Source organism: Streptomyces cyaneus (assembly GCF_004028635.1).
GTDB classification, from domain to species: Bacteria; Actinomycetota; Actinomycetes; order Streptomycetales; family Streptomycetaceae; genus Streptomyces; species Streptomyces cyaneus.
Map to the genome: position 1 here is coordinate 198,337 of NZ_RQJW01000015.1, position 15,513 is coordinate 213,849.

The 15,513-nt window shown below is 69.2% G+C and carries 11 protein-coding genes and 2 pseudogenes; 9 read left to right on the forward strand and 4 right to left on the reverse strand.

What is annotated here, in order from left to right:
* Window positions 1-307 precede the first annotated feature (307 nt).
* The 3 genes and pseudogenes from EHO50_RS37820 to EHO50_RS37830 form a co-directional block, all read right to left on the reverse strand.
* On the reverse strand, window positions 308-1,030 hold the full coding sequence (locus tag EHO50_RS37820) for a FadR/GntR family transcriptional regulator (protein WP_128436024.1): 723 nt from the start codon (window positions 1,028-1,030) through the stop codon (window positions 308-310).
* Window positions 1,021-1,635, reverse strand: a pseudogene (locus tag EHO50_RS37825) (aldo/keto reductase); the annotation flags it as partial. The gene EHO50_RS37820 and the pseudogene EHO50_RS37825, both read right to left, overlap by 10 nt.
* A gap of 8 nt (window positions 1,636-1,643) precedes the next feature.
* A pseudogene (locus EHO50_RS37830) lies at window positions 1,644-2,360 on the reverse strand (enolase C-terminal domain-like protein); the annotation flags it as partial.
* Window positions 2,361-2,677: 317 nt separating this feature from the next.
* Here EHO50_RS37830 and EHO50_RS37835 point away from each other — a divergent pair.
* From EHO50_RS37835 to EHO50_RS37850, 3 genes are all read left to right on the forward strand, one after another.
* A complete protein-coding gene (locus tag EHO50_RS37835; RefSeq protein ID WP_128436027.1) occupies window positions 2,678-4,909 on the forward strand; it encodes an alpha-L-fucosidase in 2,232 nt (743 codons plus the stop codon).
* 383 nt (window positions 4,910-5,292) lie between these two features.
* On the forward strand, window positions 5,293-6,177 hold the full coding sequence (locus EHO50_RS37845; RefSeq protein ID WP_128436031.1) for a LysR family transcriptional regulator: 885 nt from the start codon (window positions 5,293-5,295) through the stop codon (window positions 6,175-6,177).
* A gap of 73 nt (window positions 6,178-6,250) precedes the next feature.
* The gene (locus EHO50_RS37850; RefSeq protein WP_128436034.1) at window positions 6,251-7,312 is read left to right on the forward strand and encodes a tartrate dehydrogenase; all 1,062 of its coding nucleotides are present in this window, start codon (window positions 6,251-6,253) and stop codon (window positions 7,310-7,312) included.
* A 184-nt stretch (window positions 7,313-7,496) separates the two neighbouring features.
* On the opposite strand, the gene EHO50_RS37855 is transcribed toward EHO50_RS37850, so the two are convergent.
* Window positions 7,497-9,119 carry a PucR family transcriptional regulator gene (locus EHO50_RS37855; RefSeq protein WP_128436037.1) on the reverse strand — a complete coding sequence of 541 codons (1,623 nt, stop codon included), beginning with the start codon at window positions 9,117-9,119 and terminating at the stop codon, window positions 7,497-7,499.
* A 280-nt stretch (window positions 9,120-9,399) separates the two neighbouring features.
* Between EHO50_RS37855 and solA the strand changes: the two genes are divergently transcribed.
* From solA to EHO50_RS37885, 6 genes are all read left to right on the forward strand, one after another.
* On the forward strand, window positions 9,400-10,536 hold the full coding sequence (gene solA / locus EHO50_RS37860; RefSeq protein WP_128436040.1) for an N-methyl-L-tryptophan oxidase: 1,137 nt from the start codon (window positions 9,400-9,402) through the stop codon (window positions 10,534-10,536).
* A gap of 127 nt (window positions 10,537-10,663) precedes the next feature.
* The gene (locus EHO50_RS37865) at window positions 10,664-11,344 is read left to right on the forward strand and encodes a haloacid dehalogenase type II (RefSeq protein ID WP_128436043.1); all 681 of its coding nucleotides are present in this window, start codon (window positions 10,664-10,666) and stop codon (window positions 11,342-11,344) included.
* Window positions 11,345-11,450: 106 nt separating this feature from the next.
* Window positions 11,451-12,548: an ABC transporter substrate-binding protein gene (locus EHO50_RS37870; protein ID WP_164905064.1), complete on the forward strand. Its 1,098-nt coding sequence runs from the start codon at window positions 11,451-11,453 to the stop codon at window positions 12,546-12,548.
* Entirely contained in the window at window positions 12,541-13,707 is a 1,167-nt protein-coding gene (locus tag EHO50_RS37875) for an ABC transporter ATP-binding protein (RefSeq protein ID WP_246101780.1), read from the forward strand. Before EHO50_RS37870 ends, EHO50_RS37875 begins: the two co-directional genes overlap by 8 nt.
* A 39-nt stretch (window positions 13,708-13,746) precedes the next feature.
* Window positions 13,747-14,613 carry an ABC transporter permease gene (locus EHO50_RS37880; protein ID WP_246101781.1) on the forward strand — a complete coding sequence of 289 codons (867 nt, stop codon included), beginning with the start codon at window positions 13,747-13,749 and terminating at the stop codon, window positions 14,611-14,613.
* The gene (locus EHO50_RS37885; protein ID WP_128436192.1) at window positions 14,613-15,452 is read left to right on the forward strand and encodes an ABC transporter permease; all 840 of its coding nucleotides are present in this window, start codon (window positions 14,613-14,615) and stop codon (window positions 15,450-15,452) included. The genes EHO50_RS37880 and EHO50_RS37885 overlap by 1 nt, the downstream gene beginning before the upstream one ends.
* The last annotated feature ends 61 nt before the right edge of the window (window positions 15,453-15,513 follow it).

Below are 15,513 nucleotides of genomic sequence, written 5' to 3' on the forward strand. Positions count from 1 at the left end.
CTTTCCGGGCTCGGGTACCGGGAGAACATCGGTGGCAGACGCCGCTGGCTGCGGCGCCCGCCCTGAGGCTGTGGACGTGATCGTTGGCATACATGGGGACACCGTCCGAGGCCAGGTACCAGCCCGGCTTGCCCCGCTGTCGCGGATGACTCGGCCATTGACGACCACGTTCCCGAAGGTGACGTCCTTGATCCTCGCCATCGATTCACGTCGATGTTTCCATTACCGCAGGTAAAGGTACCCAAGCTACATATTCATCCCATGTACCGCCGAATTGCAGGGCACTGTGGCGGGCAGCGCCCGCCCGTCACTTCCGCGCTGTCGTCTCGAAGGAGAGGGGTTCGCCGGAGCGGAGGTGTCCCCTCAGCCACTGCTCGGTGTTGCTCACGTGCAGCAGTGCGGCGGCCTGGCTGAGGGCGGCGTCACGGGTGGACAGCGCGTTGAAGATCGCCTCGTGCTCGGCGAGAGTGCGGCCCGCGGCCTTGTCGTCGACCAGACCGCGCCAGATGCGGGCGCGCAGGGTGCGGCCGGAGATCCCTTCCAGGAGGGTGAGGAGGCTCTCGTTGCCCGTGGCCGAGACGACGGCGCGGTGGAAGGCGGCGTCGTGGGCGTTGAGCTGTTCGACGTCGTCGCGGGCCTCGCGCATGGCGTCCAAGTGACGCTTCACCTCGGCCAGTTGGGCGTCGGAGATCCGGGTCGCGGCCAGCGCCGTGGCGACCGGTTCCAGGAGCCGCCGTACCTCCATGAGGTCCTGCAGGGCGACCGAGTCGCCCTGCAGCAGTTCCACCGCGCCGCCGAGCCCCTCCAGCAGCAGGCTCGGCTGGAGGCTGGTCACGTACGTGCCGTCGCCCCGCCGAACCTCCAGGACCCGCGCAACGGCCAGCGCCTTGACCGCTTCCCGGGCGAGGTTGCGGGACAGTCCCAGCTGAGCGGCCAGGTCCGGCTCCGGTGGGAGCTTCGACCCCGGCGGCAGGGCACCGGTCCGGATCAGCTCACGCATCTGCTCGATGGCCTTGTCCGTCAGAGACACCGCTCACCCCTCCCCCCACCGTGCCCCGCGAGCACGTCCGACCTGATCAGCCCCTGAGCGCGGAGATCGTCCCAGAGACCGTCCGGGACTCGCTGCTCATGGAGTTCCACGTTTCGTCCGACCTGTTCCGGAGTCCGCATGCCGAGGGTGACGTTGATGATACTGGGATGCGTGTACGGGAAGGCGATCGCGGCGGCAGGCAGAGCGGTCCCGTGCGCCGCACAGACCTCGGCGATCGCCCGGGCCCGGCCGACCAGAGCCGGCTGGGCGTCCCGGTGGTCGTACTTCATTCCCTCGGTGGGTCGGTCACGGGAGAGCAGTCCCGAGTCGAAGACACTCACCGCCACCACGCTCTTGTCCAGGTCCCGCGCGGCGGGCAGGACATCGTCCAGCGCCGACTGGTCCAGGAGCGTGTGACGCCCGGCCAGCATCACCACGTCGGCGGCGGTCTCGCGCAGGAAGCGGGCGAGCATCGCCGACTGGTTCATGCCGGCGCCGATCACGCCCTGGTCCCGCAACGCCGCGAGCGTGGGCATGGCCTCCTCGGCCGCCTGCCGCCGGTGATCGTCCGGATCGTGCAGGTAGACGATGTCCAGCCGGTCCAAGCGCCCTACTTCGCGGCGAGCAGCAGGATCGCGATGTTCTCGTGGACGCCGCCGACCCGCGCGGAGTCGATCTGCACGATGTCCACCGGGATGCGGATGCCGTCGCCGACCGCCTCGCGGGCGGGACGCATGCGCCGTACGTCGTCCTCCAGGGAGGCGCCGACCTTCAGCTTGATCCGGGTGAAGCCCTCGGCGACGCCTCGCGGGCCAGGCGGGCCGGCTTCTCGTCGGAGTAGCCGAGCCAGCCGGGGGTGGTGGTGCAGGCGGGGTAGCCCTGGTCGAGCAGGTGGCCGATGCGCTGTTCGCGGCCGGGCTCAGCGCGGCGCGGGATCTCAAGGGCTTCCTCGGGGGTGAGGGCGTCGACCATCTCCTTGAAGCCGTGGAAGTCGACGACCACGTGGTGGTCCACTCGGATGTTCGTGAGCCGCTCCACGGTGCGGACGGCGCAGGCGTCGTCGACCGAGAGCCCCACCACGTGCGGGGCGAGGGCCGCGATGGCGGCGGCCTGGACATCGTTGCCGGGGCCCGGTGGTGAAGGCCAGAGCGTGGCCCTCGAGTCCGTCGCCGGCGTCGGTGCGCAGGGCGACGTAGGCGGCGGAGTAGTCGGGTTCGGGGTTCATCGCGTCCGACCCGTCCAGGTGCTCGGACATCGGGAAACGCACGTCCAGGACGTCCAGGGCGGTGATGCGGGCAGAGGACGGGGAAGCGGACAGTGCGGATGGCATGGCCGCAACTCCTGTGAGAGCAGGGGCGATACGGCCCTTGCGGCGGGATATGGGGCGGCGGAGGGAGCGGAGGGCCCGGACGGCCGCCGTGTTCGCCCTTGACCGATCCGAATCGGCCATGCGGTCCTGGCAGACATGCCATGTTTGGCTAGTCGCACATCGCATCAAAAATGCTTCAAATGGTGCCAACTACTCAGCCGTACGGGGCCTTTCATCCCTGCACACCAGTTGACATCCCAAGGAGGCATGACGGACCTTCATGCGTAACAAGCGGCGCCCTGCATTCCCCCTGCCCCCTCTGCACCAGGGATGTTTCCATGTCGAGTTCGATCCACAGACGCCACTTCCTGGCCGGTGCCACCTGCGTGGCCGCGGCGGCCGTTGCGGGAGGTGTGTTCGGCGCCGACGGCGCCCAGGCGGCGCCCAGCACGTATACGCCCGACTGGAACTCGGTCGACCAGCACCCGCCGGCCCCGGAGTGGTTCCAGGACGCGAAGTTCGGGATCTACTTCCACTGGGGCGCCTTCAGCGTCCCCGCCTACGACAACGAGTGGTACCCGCGGAGCATGTACCAGGCGGGCAGCAACGCCAACCAGCACCACATTGCGACCTACGGCCGGCCGTCGGCATGGCCGTACCACAACTTCATCAACGGGGCGCAGGACCTGGCGGGCAACTTCGTGAAGTTCGCGCCGAAGCTGAAGTCGGCCGGCGGGAAGTTCGACCCCGACGAGTGGGTGCAGCTGTTCGTCGACGCCGGCGCCAGGTTCGCGGGCCCGGTCGCCGAGCACCATGACGGTTTCTCCATGTGGGACAGCCAGGTCAACGAGTGGAACTCGGTGAAGAAGGGCCCGGGCCTGGACCTGCTGGGGCTCTTCTCCACGGCCATCCGCGCGAAGGGCCTGAAGCTGCTGGTGGCCATGCACCACGCGTACAACTACAACGGCTTCTACGAGCACGTCCCCGCCCAGACGGACAACAGCCTCAAGAAGCTCTACGGACAGCTGGACTCGACCGCGGCGAACCAGCTCTGGTTCGACAAGCTCAAGGAGGTCATCGACCGCTCCCGGCCCGACATCCTGTGGCAGGACTTCAAGCTGGACGCCGTCGACGAGCAACAGCGCCTGAACTTCCTGGCGTACTACTACAACCAGGCGGGCAGCTGGGGCCGTGAGGTCGTCGCCACGTACAAGGACGGCATGAACGGCAAGGGCGAGGTCTTCGACTACGAGCGCGGCGGTCCGGGTGACCTCACCTCCCCCTACTGGCTGACCGACGACAGCATCTCCAGCAGCAGCTGGTGCTACACCCAGGGCATCGGCTACTACACCATCCAGCAGATGCTGCACTCGTTCATCGACCGGGTCAGCAAGAACGGCAACGTGCTGCTGAACATCGCGCCGATGGCCGACGGAACCATCCCCCAGGCGCAGAAGGACATCCTGCTCGGCATCGGAGACCATCTGAAGCGCTTCGGTGAGTCGGTGTACTCGACCCGCGCCTGGACGGCGTACGGCGAGGGCCCGACGAAGATGGGCGGCGGTTCGTTCACCACCCCGCACGCCGGCACCGCGCAGGACATCCGCTTCACCCGCAACAAGGCCGACAACGTCCTGTACGCCACCGTCCTCGGCTGGCCCGGCAGCTCACTGACGATCAAGACCCTCAGCTCGGACCGGATCAATCTCTCCTCGCTGACCTCGGTGAAGCTCCTCGGCACCACCGCCGGCACCTACATCGACCTGCCCACGCCGACCCAGAACTCCTCCGGCCTCACGGTCTCCCTGCCCTCCTCGGCGCCGTACAGTGCGGGCGCCTACGTCCTGAAGCTCGCTTTCTCCGGCACGATCCCGGGCCTGCGGCCGCTCGCCGGCGCCGTCGCCTTCGGGGACGTCAACTACACCGGCAACGCCGGTGTGTTCACCGTCGGCGACTACACCGCGGCCGACCTGACCGCGGCCGGGCTGGGCGTGGGCACGCTCTCCTCCGTCCGGCCGGCCCCCGGTTACCAGGTGATCGGCTACTCCGGCGACAACTTCACCGGCACCTCCTGGACGTTCGCCGCCGAGAACCCCGACCTGCGGGTCACCGGCAACAACGACCGGATCACCTCGCTGAGGGTCCAGTTCAACCCGGCTACGCACTTCCGGATCACCAACGCCACCAACGGACTCGCCCTGGACAGCGGCGGCAACGTGGCCTCCGGGGCCAACCTCAAGCAGTGGACCTGGGACGGCAGTTCCAACCTGCAGTGGCAGGCGGAGGCGGTCGCCGGCGGCTACTACCGGCTGGTCAACCGCACGAACGGCATGGTCGCCGACAGCTGGGGCGCCACCGCCGACGGCTCTCCGGCCCGACAGGCACCCTGGAACGGCGGCAGCAACCAGCAGTGGAAGATCACCCACCGGGGCGGCGACCGCTACACGATCGCCAACCGCACCACCGGCCTGGTCCTCGACGGCGGCGGGAACGTCGACTCGGGCTCCGTCACCAAGCAGTGGACATACGGCAGCAGCTCCAACCTGCTGTGGACGTTCACGGCCGTCTGATCCTCGGGACGTGCGAGCGGCTGCGGCGGCGTACACCTCGTACGCCACCGCAGCGCCGCGCTGCTTCAACCGTGTGCCGGCACGGCGACGGCCATCCGCCCTCCCTCGTCCGTCGGCCGGAGGGCTGCGGGATCCAGGAGGCAGGTAAGCGGCACGCAGGGCCGCATCCCCGGCCTGCACCGCAGAGACGACGTGGCCGAGAAGTTCCGCCCCCGGTGGGCCGACTCCGCACACCGGAGTGCCTCGGTCAGTTGGGACCGCGCTTCGGTGACGATTGCGGCCAGTGCATCGGTGGTCCGCACCTCGTCGAGGCGATCCTTCAAGCAACCGTGGTCGGGACCAATGGAGTCGTCGGTTGATTTCTTGAGGGGCAGAGAGCGCGTATGGACATTCGGCAGCTGGAGTACTTCCTTGCGATTGTCGATCGTGGGGGGTTCAACCGTGCGGCCTCGGCTCTGTACGTGTCGCAGCCGTCGCTGTCGCAGGCCGTGCGGGCACTGGAGCGTGATCTCGGCTCCGAGCTGTTCCATCGCATCGGGCGTAGGGCAGTCCTGACGGAGGCCGGAAGGGCCCTGATCGACCCTGCCCGGGAGGCCGTGCGGAGTCTGGAGACGGCGCGGGCGAGTGTCGCGGCGGTGCATGAGCTGCGTGAGGGGCGCCTGGATGTGGCATCCATGCCGTCGCAGGCGGTGGAGCCGCTGACGACCTTGGTGAGTGCCTTCAGCCATCGGTATCCCGGCGTCTGTGTGGCCATCAAAGCGGCGTTCACGTCGCGTGAGGTGATCGACATGGTGCGCACGGGTGCCGTGGAGTTGGGGCTCCTGGCGTCCGCCGGCCCGGTCTCCGACAAGGAGGTCGCCTCACATGCGCTGGGGCGGCAGCGTTTTGTGCTGGTGGTGCCGACCGACGGCCCGTTCGCTGATCGGACGGCGGTGGAGTGCCGGGAGCTTGCGGGACAGCGACTCATCGTCGGGCAGCCGGGTACCGGGATGCGCGCCTACGTCGACGCGCTGCGGGAACAGGGCATCGAGTTCACCGTCGCCGCCGAGACCGAGCACCGTGTGTCGCTCATGCCCCTGGTACTGGCCGGGGTCGGGCTCGCGGTGGTCACGGATTCCTGGCGGGACGTCGCCCGGCGACTGGGCGCCCGCGTCCTGGACATCGAGCCGGAGACCACCTTGGACATCGCCCTCGTCAGCCGCCGCGGCAGCCTGTCGCCCGCAGCCGCCGCGTTCGTCACGAGCGCAACCTCGGCCGCCGACAGCTGATAGGCACCGCTTATAAGGGAGATCCGCTTTGCGTCTTGGACGCCCCACGGACCGCCTTGCTGCAATCGACGGCATGACGACGAACCACCGCATTGCCCTGATCCCCGGCGACGGCATCGGCGCCGAGGTACTGCCCCCAGCACAGCAGGTGCTCGATGTTCTCGGCCGCCGCCACGGCTTCAGCCTGTCCTACACGTCGTACGACGACTGGTCGTGCGAGCGGTACCTGCGGGAGGGCGCCATGATGCCCGCCGACGGGATCGACCAGCTGCGCGACAAGGACGCGATCCTGCTGGGCGCGGTGGGATACCCGGGGGTGCCCGACCATGTCTCGCTGTGGGGGCTGCTGATACCGATCCGGCGCAGCTTCCGCCAGTACGTCAACCTCCGGCCCATCCGTGTCTTCGAAGGCATCGAGAGTCCGGTGCGCGGCGCACGGCCGGGCGAGGTCGATTTCGTCGTCGTGCGCGAGAACATGGAAGGCGAGTACAGCGAGGTCGGCGGCCGACTCAACCGCGGCTTCCCGGACGAGATCGCCGTGCAGGAGGCCGTGTTCACCCGGGCCGGCGTCACACGCGTGCTGGACTACGCCTTCACGCTCGCCTCCCGGCGAGGCGGCCGTCTGACCTCCGCGACCAAGTCGAACGGCATCGTGCACACCATGCCGTTCTGGGACCAGCTCGTCACCGAGCGGGCCGCCTCGTTCCCGCAGGTCGCCTGGGACCAGGAGCACATCGACGCGCTCGCGGCCAAGTTCGTCCTCGAACCGGCCCGCTTCGACGTCGTCGTCGCCTCCAACCTCTTCGGCGACATCCTCAGCGACCTCGCGGCCGCGGTCGCCGGGTCCATCGGCATCGCCCCGGCGGCCAACCTCAACCCCGAGCGGGACTTCCCCTCGCTGTTCGAGCCGGTGCACGGCTCGGCGCCCGACATCGCGGGCCAGGGCATCGCCAACCCGCTGGGCGCGATCTGGTCCGCGGCCATGATGCTCGACCACCTCGGCCATCCCGCCGCGGCCAGGGACATCACGGACGCGATCGCCTCGGTCCTGGCCAAGACCGATATCCGCACCCGTGACCTGGGCGGAACCGCGACCACCGCCGAGTTCACCGACAAGCTGATCGAGCTCCTCTGAGCCCTCTCCCCAGCGGAGCAGGCCGCGAGCCTTCCGGAAAGTCTGCCGACGCAAGCCTGAACCGCTCGGCACCCACCCACGTCCCGGGTCCTCGTCGCGCCATGCCAGGGGAGGAGCGTACGCCGGATGCGTACGCGCGCTCGGGCCCGGCGTGATCGCGTCCGCATGACGACCGGCGTGCCGGTCATGCGCCGGGAACAGTTGCTTCTCGCGCGTCCAGGACCAGCACCGCGACGTGCAGGGACGTGCGCTGCAGGCCTGATTCCAGGTCGCAGCCGAGGAGCCGTTCGATGGTGTGGAGGCGCTGGTAGTACGCCTGCCGGGACATGCCGGCGCGTTTGGCCGCGACCGACTTGTTCCCGGCCGCCGCCAGATAGGCGCGCAGTGCCGGGAGCAGATCGCCGCTGTTGCGGTCGTCGTGCTCGATGAGGCGGGTCAGTTGCCGTTCCGCGTACCTCTGAAGACGGGTGTCCTCCCGCAGGACGCCCAGCAACTCCGGCAGCCGGACGTCGGCGGGGACGTAGAACCACCGCTCCGGGGAGGCCGGTGTGATGGCCTCGGCCGTCTGCTCGGCCTCCTGCCACGACCGGGCGATCCCGGAGAGGTCGGTCACCCCGGGGCCGACGGCGACGACGGCCTCCGGTCCCAGCTCCTCCCGGGTCAGACGGCCGATCCGCTCGGCGACCGGCTGCCAGGCGCTCGCCTGAGCCAGTGCCAGAAGTACGCCGATCCGGCCCGGGGCTGTCTCGCCGACCAGGGCGCGGACGCCGGTCTGCGCCAGCGCCTTCGCGATCCGTTCGTCGAGGTGCTCACCTTCGGTGCCGGTGTGCGTGTGGCGGATGACCACGGCGAAGAGCCGGTGCCCGAAGGCCGGGAGCCCCAGTGCCTCGGCGCGGGCGCGCGCGTCCGCGGGAGAACGGAAGCGCCGTTCGTACAGGTCCCGCAGTACGGAGCGGTGGGCCCGGCGCTCCCACCAGGCCGGCCCGGCCAGGCGCGCCATGGTCAGCGCGACCGCCGCACGCTCCAGCACCAGGACGTGTTCCGGGTCGGGCTCGGCGTTCAGCCGGCCTTCCAGCAGGACCAGCCGCCCCCACAGCCCATGGTGGTCCTGCACCGGCGCGATCAGCCACCCCTCCGGGCCGCTCGGCGTGATCCTCTCCGGCGTCGGGGCGGCCCGCGAACGTCGCGACCAGGCCGACACCACCGGCTCGTACGGCCGGCCGAGCAGTTCGCACATCAGGACCCGGTGGGTGAGGTCCTCCAGCACCACGGGAGCTCCGGTGAGCTCCGCGGTGGTGTGCACCAGTTCCTCGGGGTCCGCGCCCCGCAGCGTCAGGGCGGTGAAGATGTCCTGGATGTCCCTCCCGCGACGCAGCAGGGCCCCCTGGGCGTCAAGGATGAGCGCGTGCACCGTCTGCGTGACGTCGATGAACCGGACGCCACGGGCCAGCTCGACCAGCGGCACTTCACGGGCACGGCACGCCGCCACCAGCTCGTCGGGCACCTTCCGGTACCGGTAACCGAGCTCCACGATCAGACCGGCCGCGCCGACGTCGGCGAGCTGGTCGACGTAGCCACGCAGCTCGGAGGCATCCTCGGGATGCGGCATGCCGGTCGTCAGCACCAGCTCGCCGCCCTCCAGGAAATCGGCGGGGTTGAGCAGCTCGGTGACATGCACCCAGCGCACCGCCCTGTCCAGCTGTGACTCACCGGCCAGCACGCGCGGCATCCCTTCGGCGAGCACGGGCAGGCTCAGTACCTCCGTGATGGTGGGGAACTGCCCGGCTGCAGGACGTCTGGGCGGCATAGGGGGTGCTTTCATCCGAGGGGATCGGGCTCACCCTCGCACCGGCCACTCACCGTGACAAGAGGGTGCCCGGCATTTCGTGCGGCCCGGGCGTCCGCAGTGACAGACCGTCTCAAGAAGGCCCCGAGGTGGAACACAGTGTGGGTTGACCTGCAGGTTCCCCCGGGACGAAAGTGAACGCCATCCCCAGCGGGACCCGAACTGGAAGGGTCCGCACAGTGTCCGCACCGCGCTGGGGCCCGACTGCCACCCAGGCCACACCATCGAAAGGAGCGACCTCATGCGCATCCCGAAGCGCGTCGCCGTGATCGGTGCCGGCAGCATGGGCAGCCAGGCAATGTGGCGGCTGGCCGCCCGCGGAGCCGAGGTCATCGGCTACGACCGGTACGCGCCGGGTCACGACCGCGGCGCGGCCGGGGGCGAGAGCCGCATCTTCCGAGCCGCCCACCTCGGCGAACCCGGGTACGTTCCGCTGCTGCGGCTCGCGGACGGGCTGTGGGAGCAGCTCCAGGCGGAGACGGGCCGGTCGCTGCGACGCCGCAGTGGCTGCCTCGTGATGGGAGAGTCGGTATCACCGGCCATGCGCCAGCTGCTCTCCTCCAGCACCACCCATCGTCTGGATCACGAGGTACTGGACCGGGAGGAATTCGCCCGCCGCTACCCGCAGCATCGTCTCCCGGACGGGCACACCGCCGTCCTCGACCGCGAGGGCGCCGTCATCAGGCCCGAGGCGTCGGTCCAGGCCGCAGCCACCCGCGCCGAGCAGTTGGGCGCCCTGCTGCACCGCTACACCCCGGTGCGGGAGGTCGTGCCCGCGGCGGGAGGCGGCGTGCAGATCGTCACCGACCAGGGCACTGACCACGTTGATGCCGCCGTGGTGACCGTGGGCCCCTGGATCAACACACTGCTCCCGGACCTCCCACGGACCGTCGCCGTCCGCCGGGTGATCTGCTCCTGGCACCTGCCCACCCGTCACGACTGGTTCGCGGGCGGAGCTCCTCCCTTCGTGCGCGCCACACCCCACGACTGCTTCGGGCTCCCGTCGCCCGACGGCATCTCCGTCAAGCTCGGTCTCTCCTTCGCACGCCATCTGCCGGTGCCCGAGCCCGAACGGCTCGACCGTACGGTCCGCCCCGAGGAACTCGGCACCTTCCGCGAGCTCATCGCCGAGCTGATGCCCGACCTGAACCCCGACCCCATCAGGATGTCGGCCTACATGGAGGGCTACACGGAGTCCGGAAACCCGCTCGTCGGTCATCTCCCCGGCGAGGACGACATCATCGTCATGGCCGGATTCTCCGGCAGCGGCTTCAAGATCTCGCCCGCGATGGGAGAGATCGCCGCCGACCTGGCGCTCGACGGCACCACTGATCACCCCATCGACTTCCTCGCTCCGGCAGGAGTCGGCGCCGCCTGATCCCCGGCGATGCCGATGGCATTGCCCCCCATCGACCTCCAACCCCGACAGCTCTGTCATGGGCATGCCCAGAAAGCCCACGCAGCGGCAATAACCAGTTCCCCGAGGCAAAGACAGGAGCATCCCCATGCCCATTCCCTCGTTTCAGTTCCGCCCGAAGTACGTCTCGTTCGACTGCTACGGCACGTTGATCGAGTGGCCGATGACCCCCATCACGCGTGAGCTCGTCGGCGACCAGATCCCTGCCGAGCAGTGGGACCAGTTCGTCCGGGAGTTCCGCGGCTACCGCTACGACCAGGTCCGCGGCGAGTACTACCCCTACGAGCAGGTGCTGCAGGACTCCTTCGAGCGGGTCTGCCGCAAGTGGGGTGTGAAGGCGGCCCCGGACGCGGGCAAGCGGTTCGCCGACGGCGTGCGCAGCTGGGGCCCCCACCCGGGCGTGGTGGAGCCGCTGAAGAAGATGGCCGAGCACTACAAGCTGGTGATCTTCTCCAACGCCGAGGACGCCTTCCTGGAGGAGAGCGTGCCCCGGCTCGGCGCGGACTTCCACGCGGTCTTCACCGCGGAGCAGGCCGGCTACTACAAGCCCCGCTACGCCGCGTTCGAGTACATGCTCGACCAGCTCGACGCGTCCCCCGAGGACTTCGTACACGTCTCCTCGCACACCCGCTACGACCTGATGCCGATGCACGACATGGGCTTCCGCAACCTCATCCTCCTGGACCGTGGCTGCGACCCGGTCACCCACGGCTACGACTACGTGACCGTGAAGTCCCTGGACGACCTCAACACCATGCTCGGCATCTGACTCGCGACGCCCCTCGTCCCGCACGGACAGCCCCGAAGGACCCCCCACCCCCCACCCCAGCGATTTCCGCTCCCCCGAATCCACACCCATCACCAGGAGGCGCCCGATGGAAGCCAACCGGATAGGACGCAGAACCGTACTCCGCACCGCAGGCGCTCTGGCCGCCGCCACCGCGGTGACCGGCTGCGGCACCCTCATGGGCACCGGCGAAAGCCGCGGCTCGTCGGGCGGCGGTAAGAAGAGGCTCGTCGTCAGCAACAGCGGTGGCGCCTACAACGACGCCTTGACGAAGGCGATCTACGAGCCGTTCGCCAAGGAGACCGGCATCACGGTCACGACGGTCAACTACCAGTCGGCGCAAATCATCGCCCAGGTCAAGCAGGGCCGTCCGCAGGTGGACCTGATGGACAACACACTGCTGAACTTCCAGAAGATGGCGCGGCTGGAGTGTCTGGAGCCGGTGGACCACGACCGGCTGAAGAGTGTCAAGGGCGCCGGGATCGCGGAGCACAACCTGCCGGAGCACGCGGTCGGCAAGAACGTGTGGGCGAGCGTGATGGCCTACCGCACGGACAGTCTCAAGCGTGTCCCGAAGAGCTGGGCCGACTTCTGGAACACGGACGCCTTCGCCGGTCCGCGCTCGCTGCAGAGCGCGGAGGCGGACCTGCCGGAGCTGGAGTTCGCGCTGCTGGCCGACGGGGTGCCGCTGGACAAGCTGTACCCGCTCGATGTGGACCGCGCCTTCGCGTCGATGTCGCGGATCCGCGGTGATGTGAAGAAGTTCTGGAACACCGGCGCCCTGCCGGCCGTCCTGCTCGGCCGCAAGGAGGTCGTCGCGACCAGCCTGTGGGGCGGCCGCGCGGACGAGCTGATCAAGCAGGGGCAGCCGGTCGCCTACCAGTGGAACGGTGCCCGCAGGATGACCAACGGCTGGGGCATCCCGAAGGGCGCGGACAACACGGACGCGGCCTACAAGCTGATCGACTTCTCGCTGCGGCCCGAGGTGCAGGCGGCCTTCGCCAAGCTCAGCCCCACCGGCGGCCCGGTCGTCCCGGCGGCAACCAAGCAGCTCTCGGACGATGTCCTGGCCACGCTGCCGACCTCGCCGCAGAACCTCAAGACCGGGTTCGATGCCGATGCCGCCTGGTGGGACGAGAACCGTGACGCCGTCATCAAGCGCTGGCAGGAGTGGGCCGATGCCTGAGCGGACCCAGAGTCTGACCGCCGGAAAGCTGTCCGCCGACGACCTCGCCGCTGCCCTGGCCCCTCGCTCCTCCTCACCGACGGGCAAGTCGCTGTCGGTGACGGGGCTGCGCAAGTCCTACGGCGGGACGACGGTGGTCGACGGCGTGGACATGGAGATCGCGGCCGGTGAGTTCGTCACCTTCCTCGGCTCGTCGGGCTCCGGCAAGACGACCACGCTGATGATGCTGGCCGGGTTCACCGAGCCCGACTCCGGCTCCATCGCAGTGGACGGCCATGACATCACCCGGCTCAATCCGGGCAAGCGTGACTTCGGTTTCGTCTTCCAGCAGTACCTGCTCTTCCCCCACATGACGGTCGCCGAGAACGTCGCCTTCCCGCTGCAACTGCGGGGGGTGGACAAAGCGGAGATCCGCCGCCGGGTCGGGGAGACGCTGGAGGCGGCGGGCCTGTCGAAGTTCGCCGGGCGCAAGCCCCGTGAGCTCTCCGGCGGCCAGCAGCAGCGCGTCGCCCTGTGCCGGGTCCTGGTCTACCGCCCGCCGATCGTGCTGATGGACGAACCGCTGGGCGCGCTGGACAAGAAGCTGCGCGACCAGATGCAGACCGAGATCAAGTCCATCCAGCGCGAACTCGGCCTGACCGTCGTCTACGTCACGCACGACCAGGAGGAAGCGCTGGTCCTGTCGGACCGGATCGCCATCATGAAGGACGGCAGTATCGAGCAGTTCGACACCCCCCGCGGCCTGTTCGAACGCCCCCGCACCCCCTTCGTCGCCGACTTCCTCGGCGCCGCCAACTTCCTCACCGGCAAGGTCGAGGACGGCCGGGGAGACGACTGCACCCGCGTGCGGCTGGACACCGGCGGCGTCCTCACGGCCCGTGCCCACGCCTGCGTGCCCGGACAGAGCGTGCGCGCCGCGGTACGGCCGGGCAAGCTGCGCCTGGTCAGTGCCGAGGAGGGCTGCTGTACCGGCACGGTCGAGACGGCCGTCTACGTCGGCTCGCTCACCCGGATCACCGTCCGCCTGGACGGTGCCGCTCCGGGGACGCCGCCGCTGCGGATCGAGACCGCCCTGGCCCCGCCACGTCCGGGCGAACGCGTCTGCGTGACCGCCGACCAGGACGACGTCAGCGTCTTCGACGCCACGGACGGGGGGTGAGCCGTGGCCGGCACCGCTCTCGCACCTGCCAAGGTGCGTGTGAAAACGTCCGAGAAGCGCGGGCACCGCTCCCGGATTGCCCTGGTCAACGCCGTCCCCGTCACGGTGTTCCTACTGGTGTTGTTCGTCTACCCGATCATCGGGGTGCTGTCCCTCAGCCTGGAGGGCGACAGTGGCGGCTTCACCCTGCACTGGTACGCCGACGCCCTCAGCGGCGTGAACCTGTCCGTGCTGCTGTCCACCCTGCGGATCTCCGCAGAGACCGCGCTGCTGAGTCTCCTGGTGGGTTTCGTCCTGGCGCACGCCATCGCCCGGATGCGGCCCGTCTTCGCCGCGCTGGCCATGCTGATCGTGGTCGTGCCGCACTTCATCAGTGCCCTGGTGCGCACCTACGGCTGGATCATCATGCTCGGTGAACACGGCATCCTCAACACGCTGGCCACCTCGCTGCACGCACCCGGCGCACCGTATTCCCTGCTCTACAACGAGACCGGTGTCGTCATCGGGACCACCTCGGTGATGCTGCCCTACACCGTCCTCGTCCTGCAGGGCGTGATGCGGGGCGTCGACGGCCGGCTCCTGGCCGCAGCGGCAGGCTTCGGCGCGAGCCGGTTCACCATCTTCCGCAGGATCTACCTGCCGCTGGTGGCGCCCGGGATCGGCACCGCGGGACTGCTCAGCTTCATCCTCTGCCTGGGCTACTACATCACCCCCGCCCTGATGGGCGGCGGCAAACAGACCGTCGTCGCGGCCCTGATCGACCAGCAGGTGATGCAGCAGGACCAGTGGAACGGTGCCGCCGCCTTCGGCGTCATCCTGCTCCTGCTCACCTTCGCCGGCCTGGGCGTTCTCGGCCTGGCCAAGCTCCGCCGCAAGAAGACAGCCGCACGAAGGAGCAGCTCATGATGGAACTGCCTCCCACCCGCGCCGGACGCATCGGCCGTGCCCTGAGCGCCACCGCCATCCTGCTCTTCCTGGCCATGCCCATCGTGATCATCCTGGTCACCTCCTTCGGCGCGGACGGCATCGGCACCTTCCCGCCCAAGGAGTACAGCACCCGCTGGTACGAGCAGATGGCCGCACCCGACGGCAACTGGGCCACCTCCATCGCCCTGTCCAGCCTCATCGCCGCCCTGACGACCGTGTTCTCCCTGATTCTGGGCGTGACCGCCGCCACCGCCCTGGCCCGCGGCCGGCTGCCGCTGCACGCGGCGGTCTACGGACTGGTCCTGGCCCCCATGCTCATCCCCCAGGTGGTCGTCGCACTCGGCCTGTTCCTGTTCTTCGAACCCGTCGGCATGCTCGGCAGTCCCCTGGCCATCGCCCTCGGCCACACGGTGCTCGCCGCACCCATCGCCATCCTCATCATGATCTCCACCCTGAAGGGCATCGACGAACGGCTCGAAGACGCCGCCGCCAGCATGGGCGCCAGCCGGATGACCATCGCCCGGCGCATCACCTTCCCCCTGGCCACACCCGGCCTCATCGCCGCAGCGGTGTTCTCCTTCATCACCAGCTTCGACGAGTTCTTCATCGCCCAGTTCATGTCGACACCCGACACCCGCACCCTGCCGGTCCTGGTCTTCAACGCCCTGCAGTTCGACGTCGACCCGACCGTCACCGCGGTCAGCGCGGTCCTCATCGCCCTGGCCATCCTCGCCCTCGCCCTGGTCGCCCTCGTCCGCAAACTCGGCGGCCACCGCAACCAGCAAGGCGGCGTCCTCCCCGTCGAACGCCTCACCTGAGCCTTGCGCCGGCACGGGACGCGCTACCGCTGACAGCGCCGTCGGCCGGGCCCCTGGTGGT

Excerpts from the sequence above, each read along its gene's own strand:
- EHO50_RS37850 (WP_128436034.1), top strand. The coding sequence starts at position 6,251 with ATGACGACGAACCACCGCATTGCCCTGATCCCCGGCGACGGCATCGGC.
- EHO50_RS37875 (WP_246101780.1), top strand. The coding sequence starts at position 12,541 with ATGCCTGAGCGGACCCAGAGTCTGACCGCCGGAAAGCTGTCCGCCGAC.
- EHO50_RS37865 (WP_128436043.1), top strand. The coding sequence starts at position 10,664 with ATGCCCATTCCCTCGTTTCAGTTCCGCCCGAAGTACGTCTCGTTCGAC.
- EHO50_RS37855 (WP_128436037.1), bottom strand. The coding sequence starts at position 9,119 with ATGCCGCCCAGACGTCCTGCAGCCGGGCAGTTCCCCACCATCACGGAG.
- EHO50_RS37870 (WP_164905064.1), top strand. The coding sequence starts at position 11,451 with ATGGAAGCCAACCGGATAGGACGCAGAACCGTACTCCGCACCGCAGGC.
- EHO50_RS37885 (WP_128436192.1), top strand. The coding sequence starts at position 14,613 with ATGGAACTGCCTCCCACCCGCGCCGGACGCATCGGCCGTGCCCTGAGC.
- EHO50_RS37835 (WP_128436027.1), top strand. The coding sequence starts at position 2,678 with ATGTCGAGTTCGATCCACAGACGCCACTTCCTGGCCGGTGCCACCTGC.
- solA (WP_128436040.1), top strand. The coding sequence starts at position 9,400 with ATGCGCATCCCGAAGCGCGTCGCCGTGATCGGTGCCGGCAGCATGGGC.
- EHO50_RS37845 (WP_128436031.1), top strand. The coding sequence starts at position 5,293 with ATGGACATTCGGCAGCTGGAGTACTTCCTTGCGATTGTCGATCGTGGG.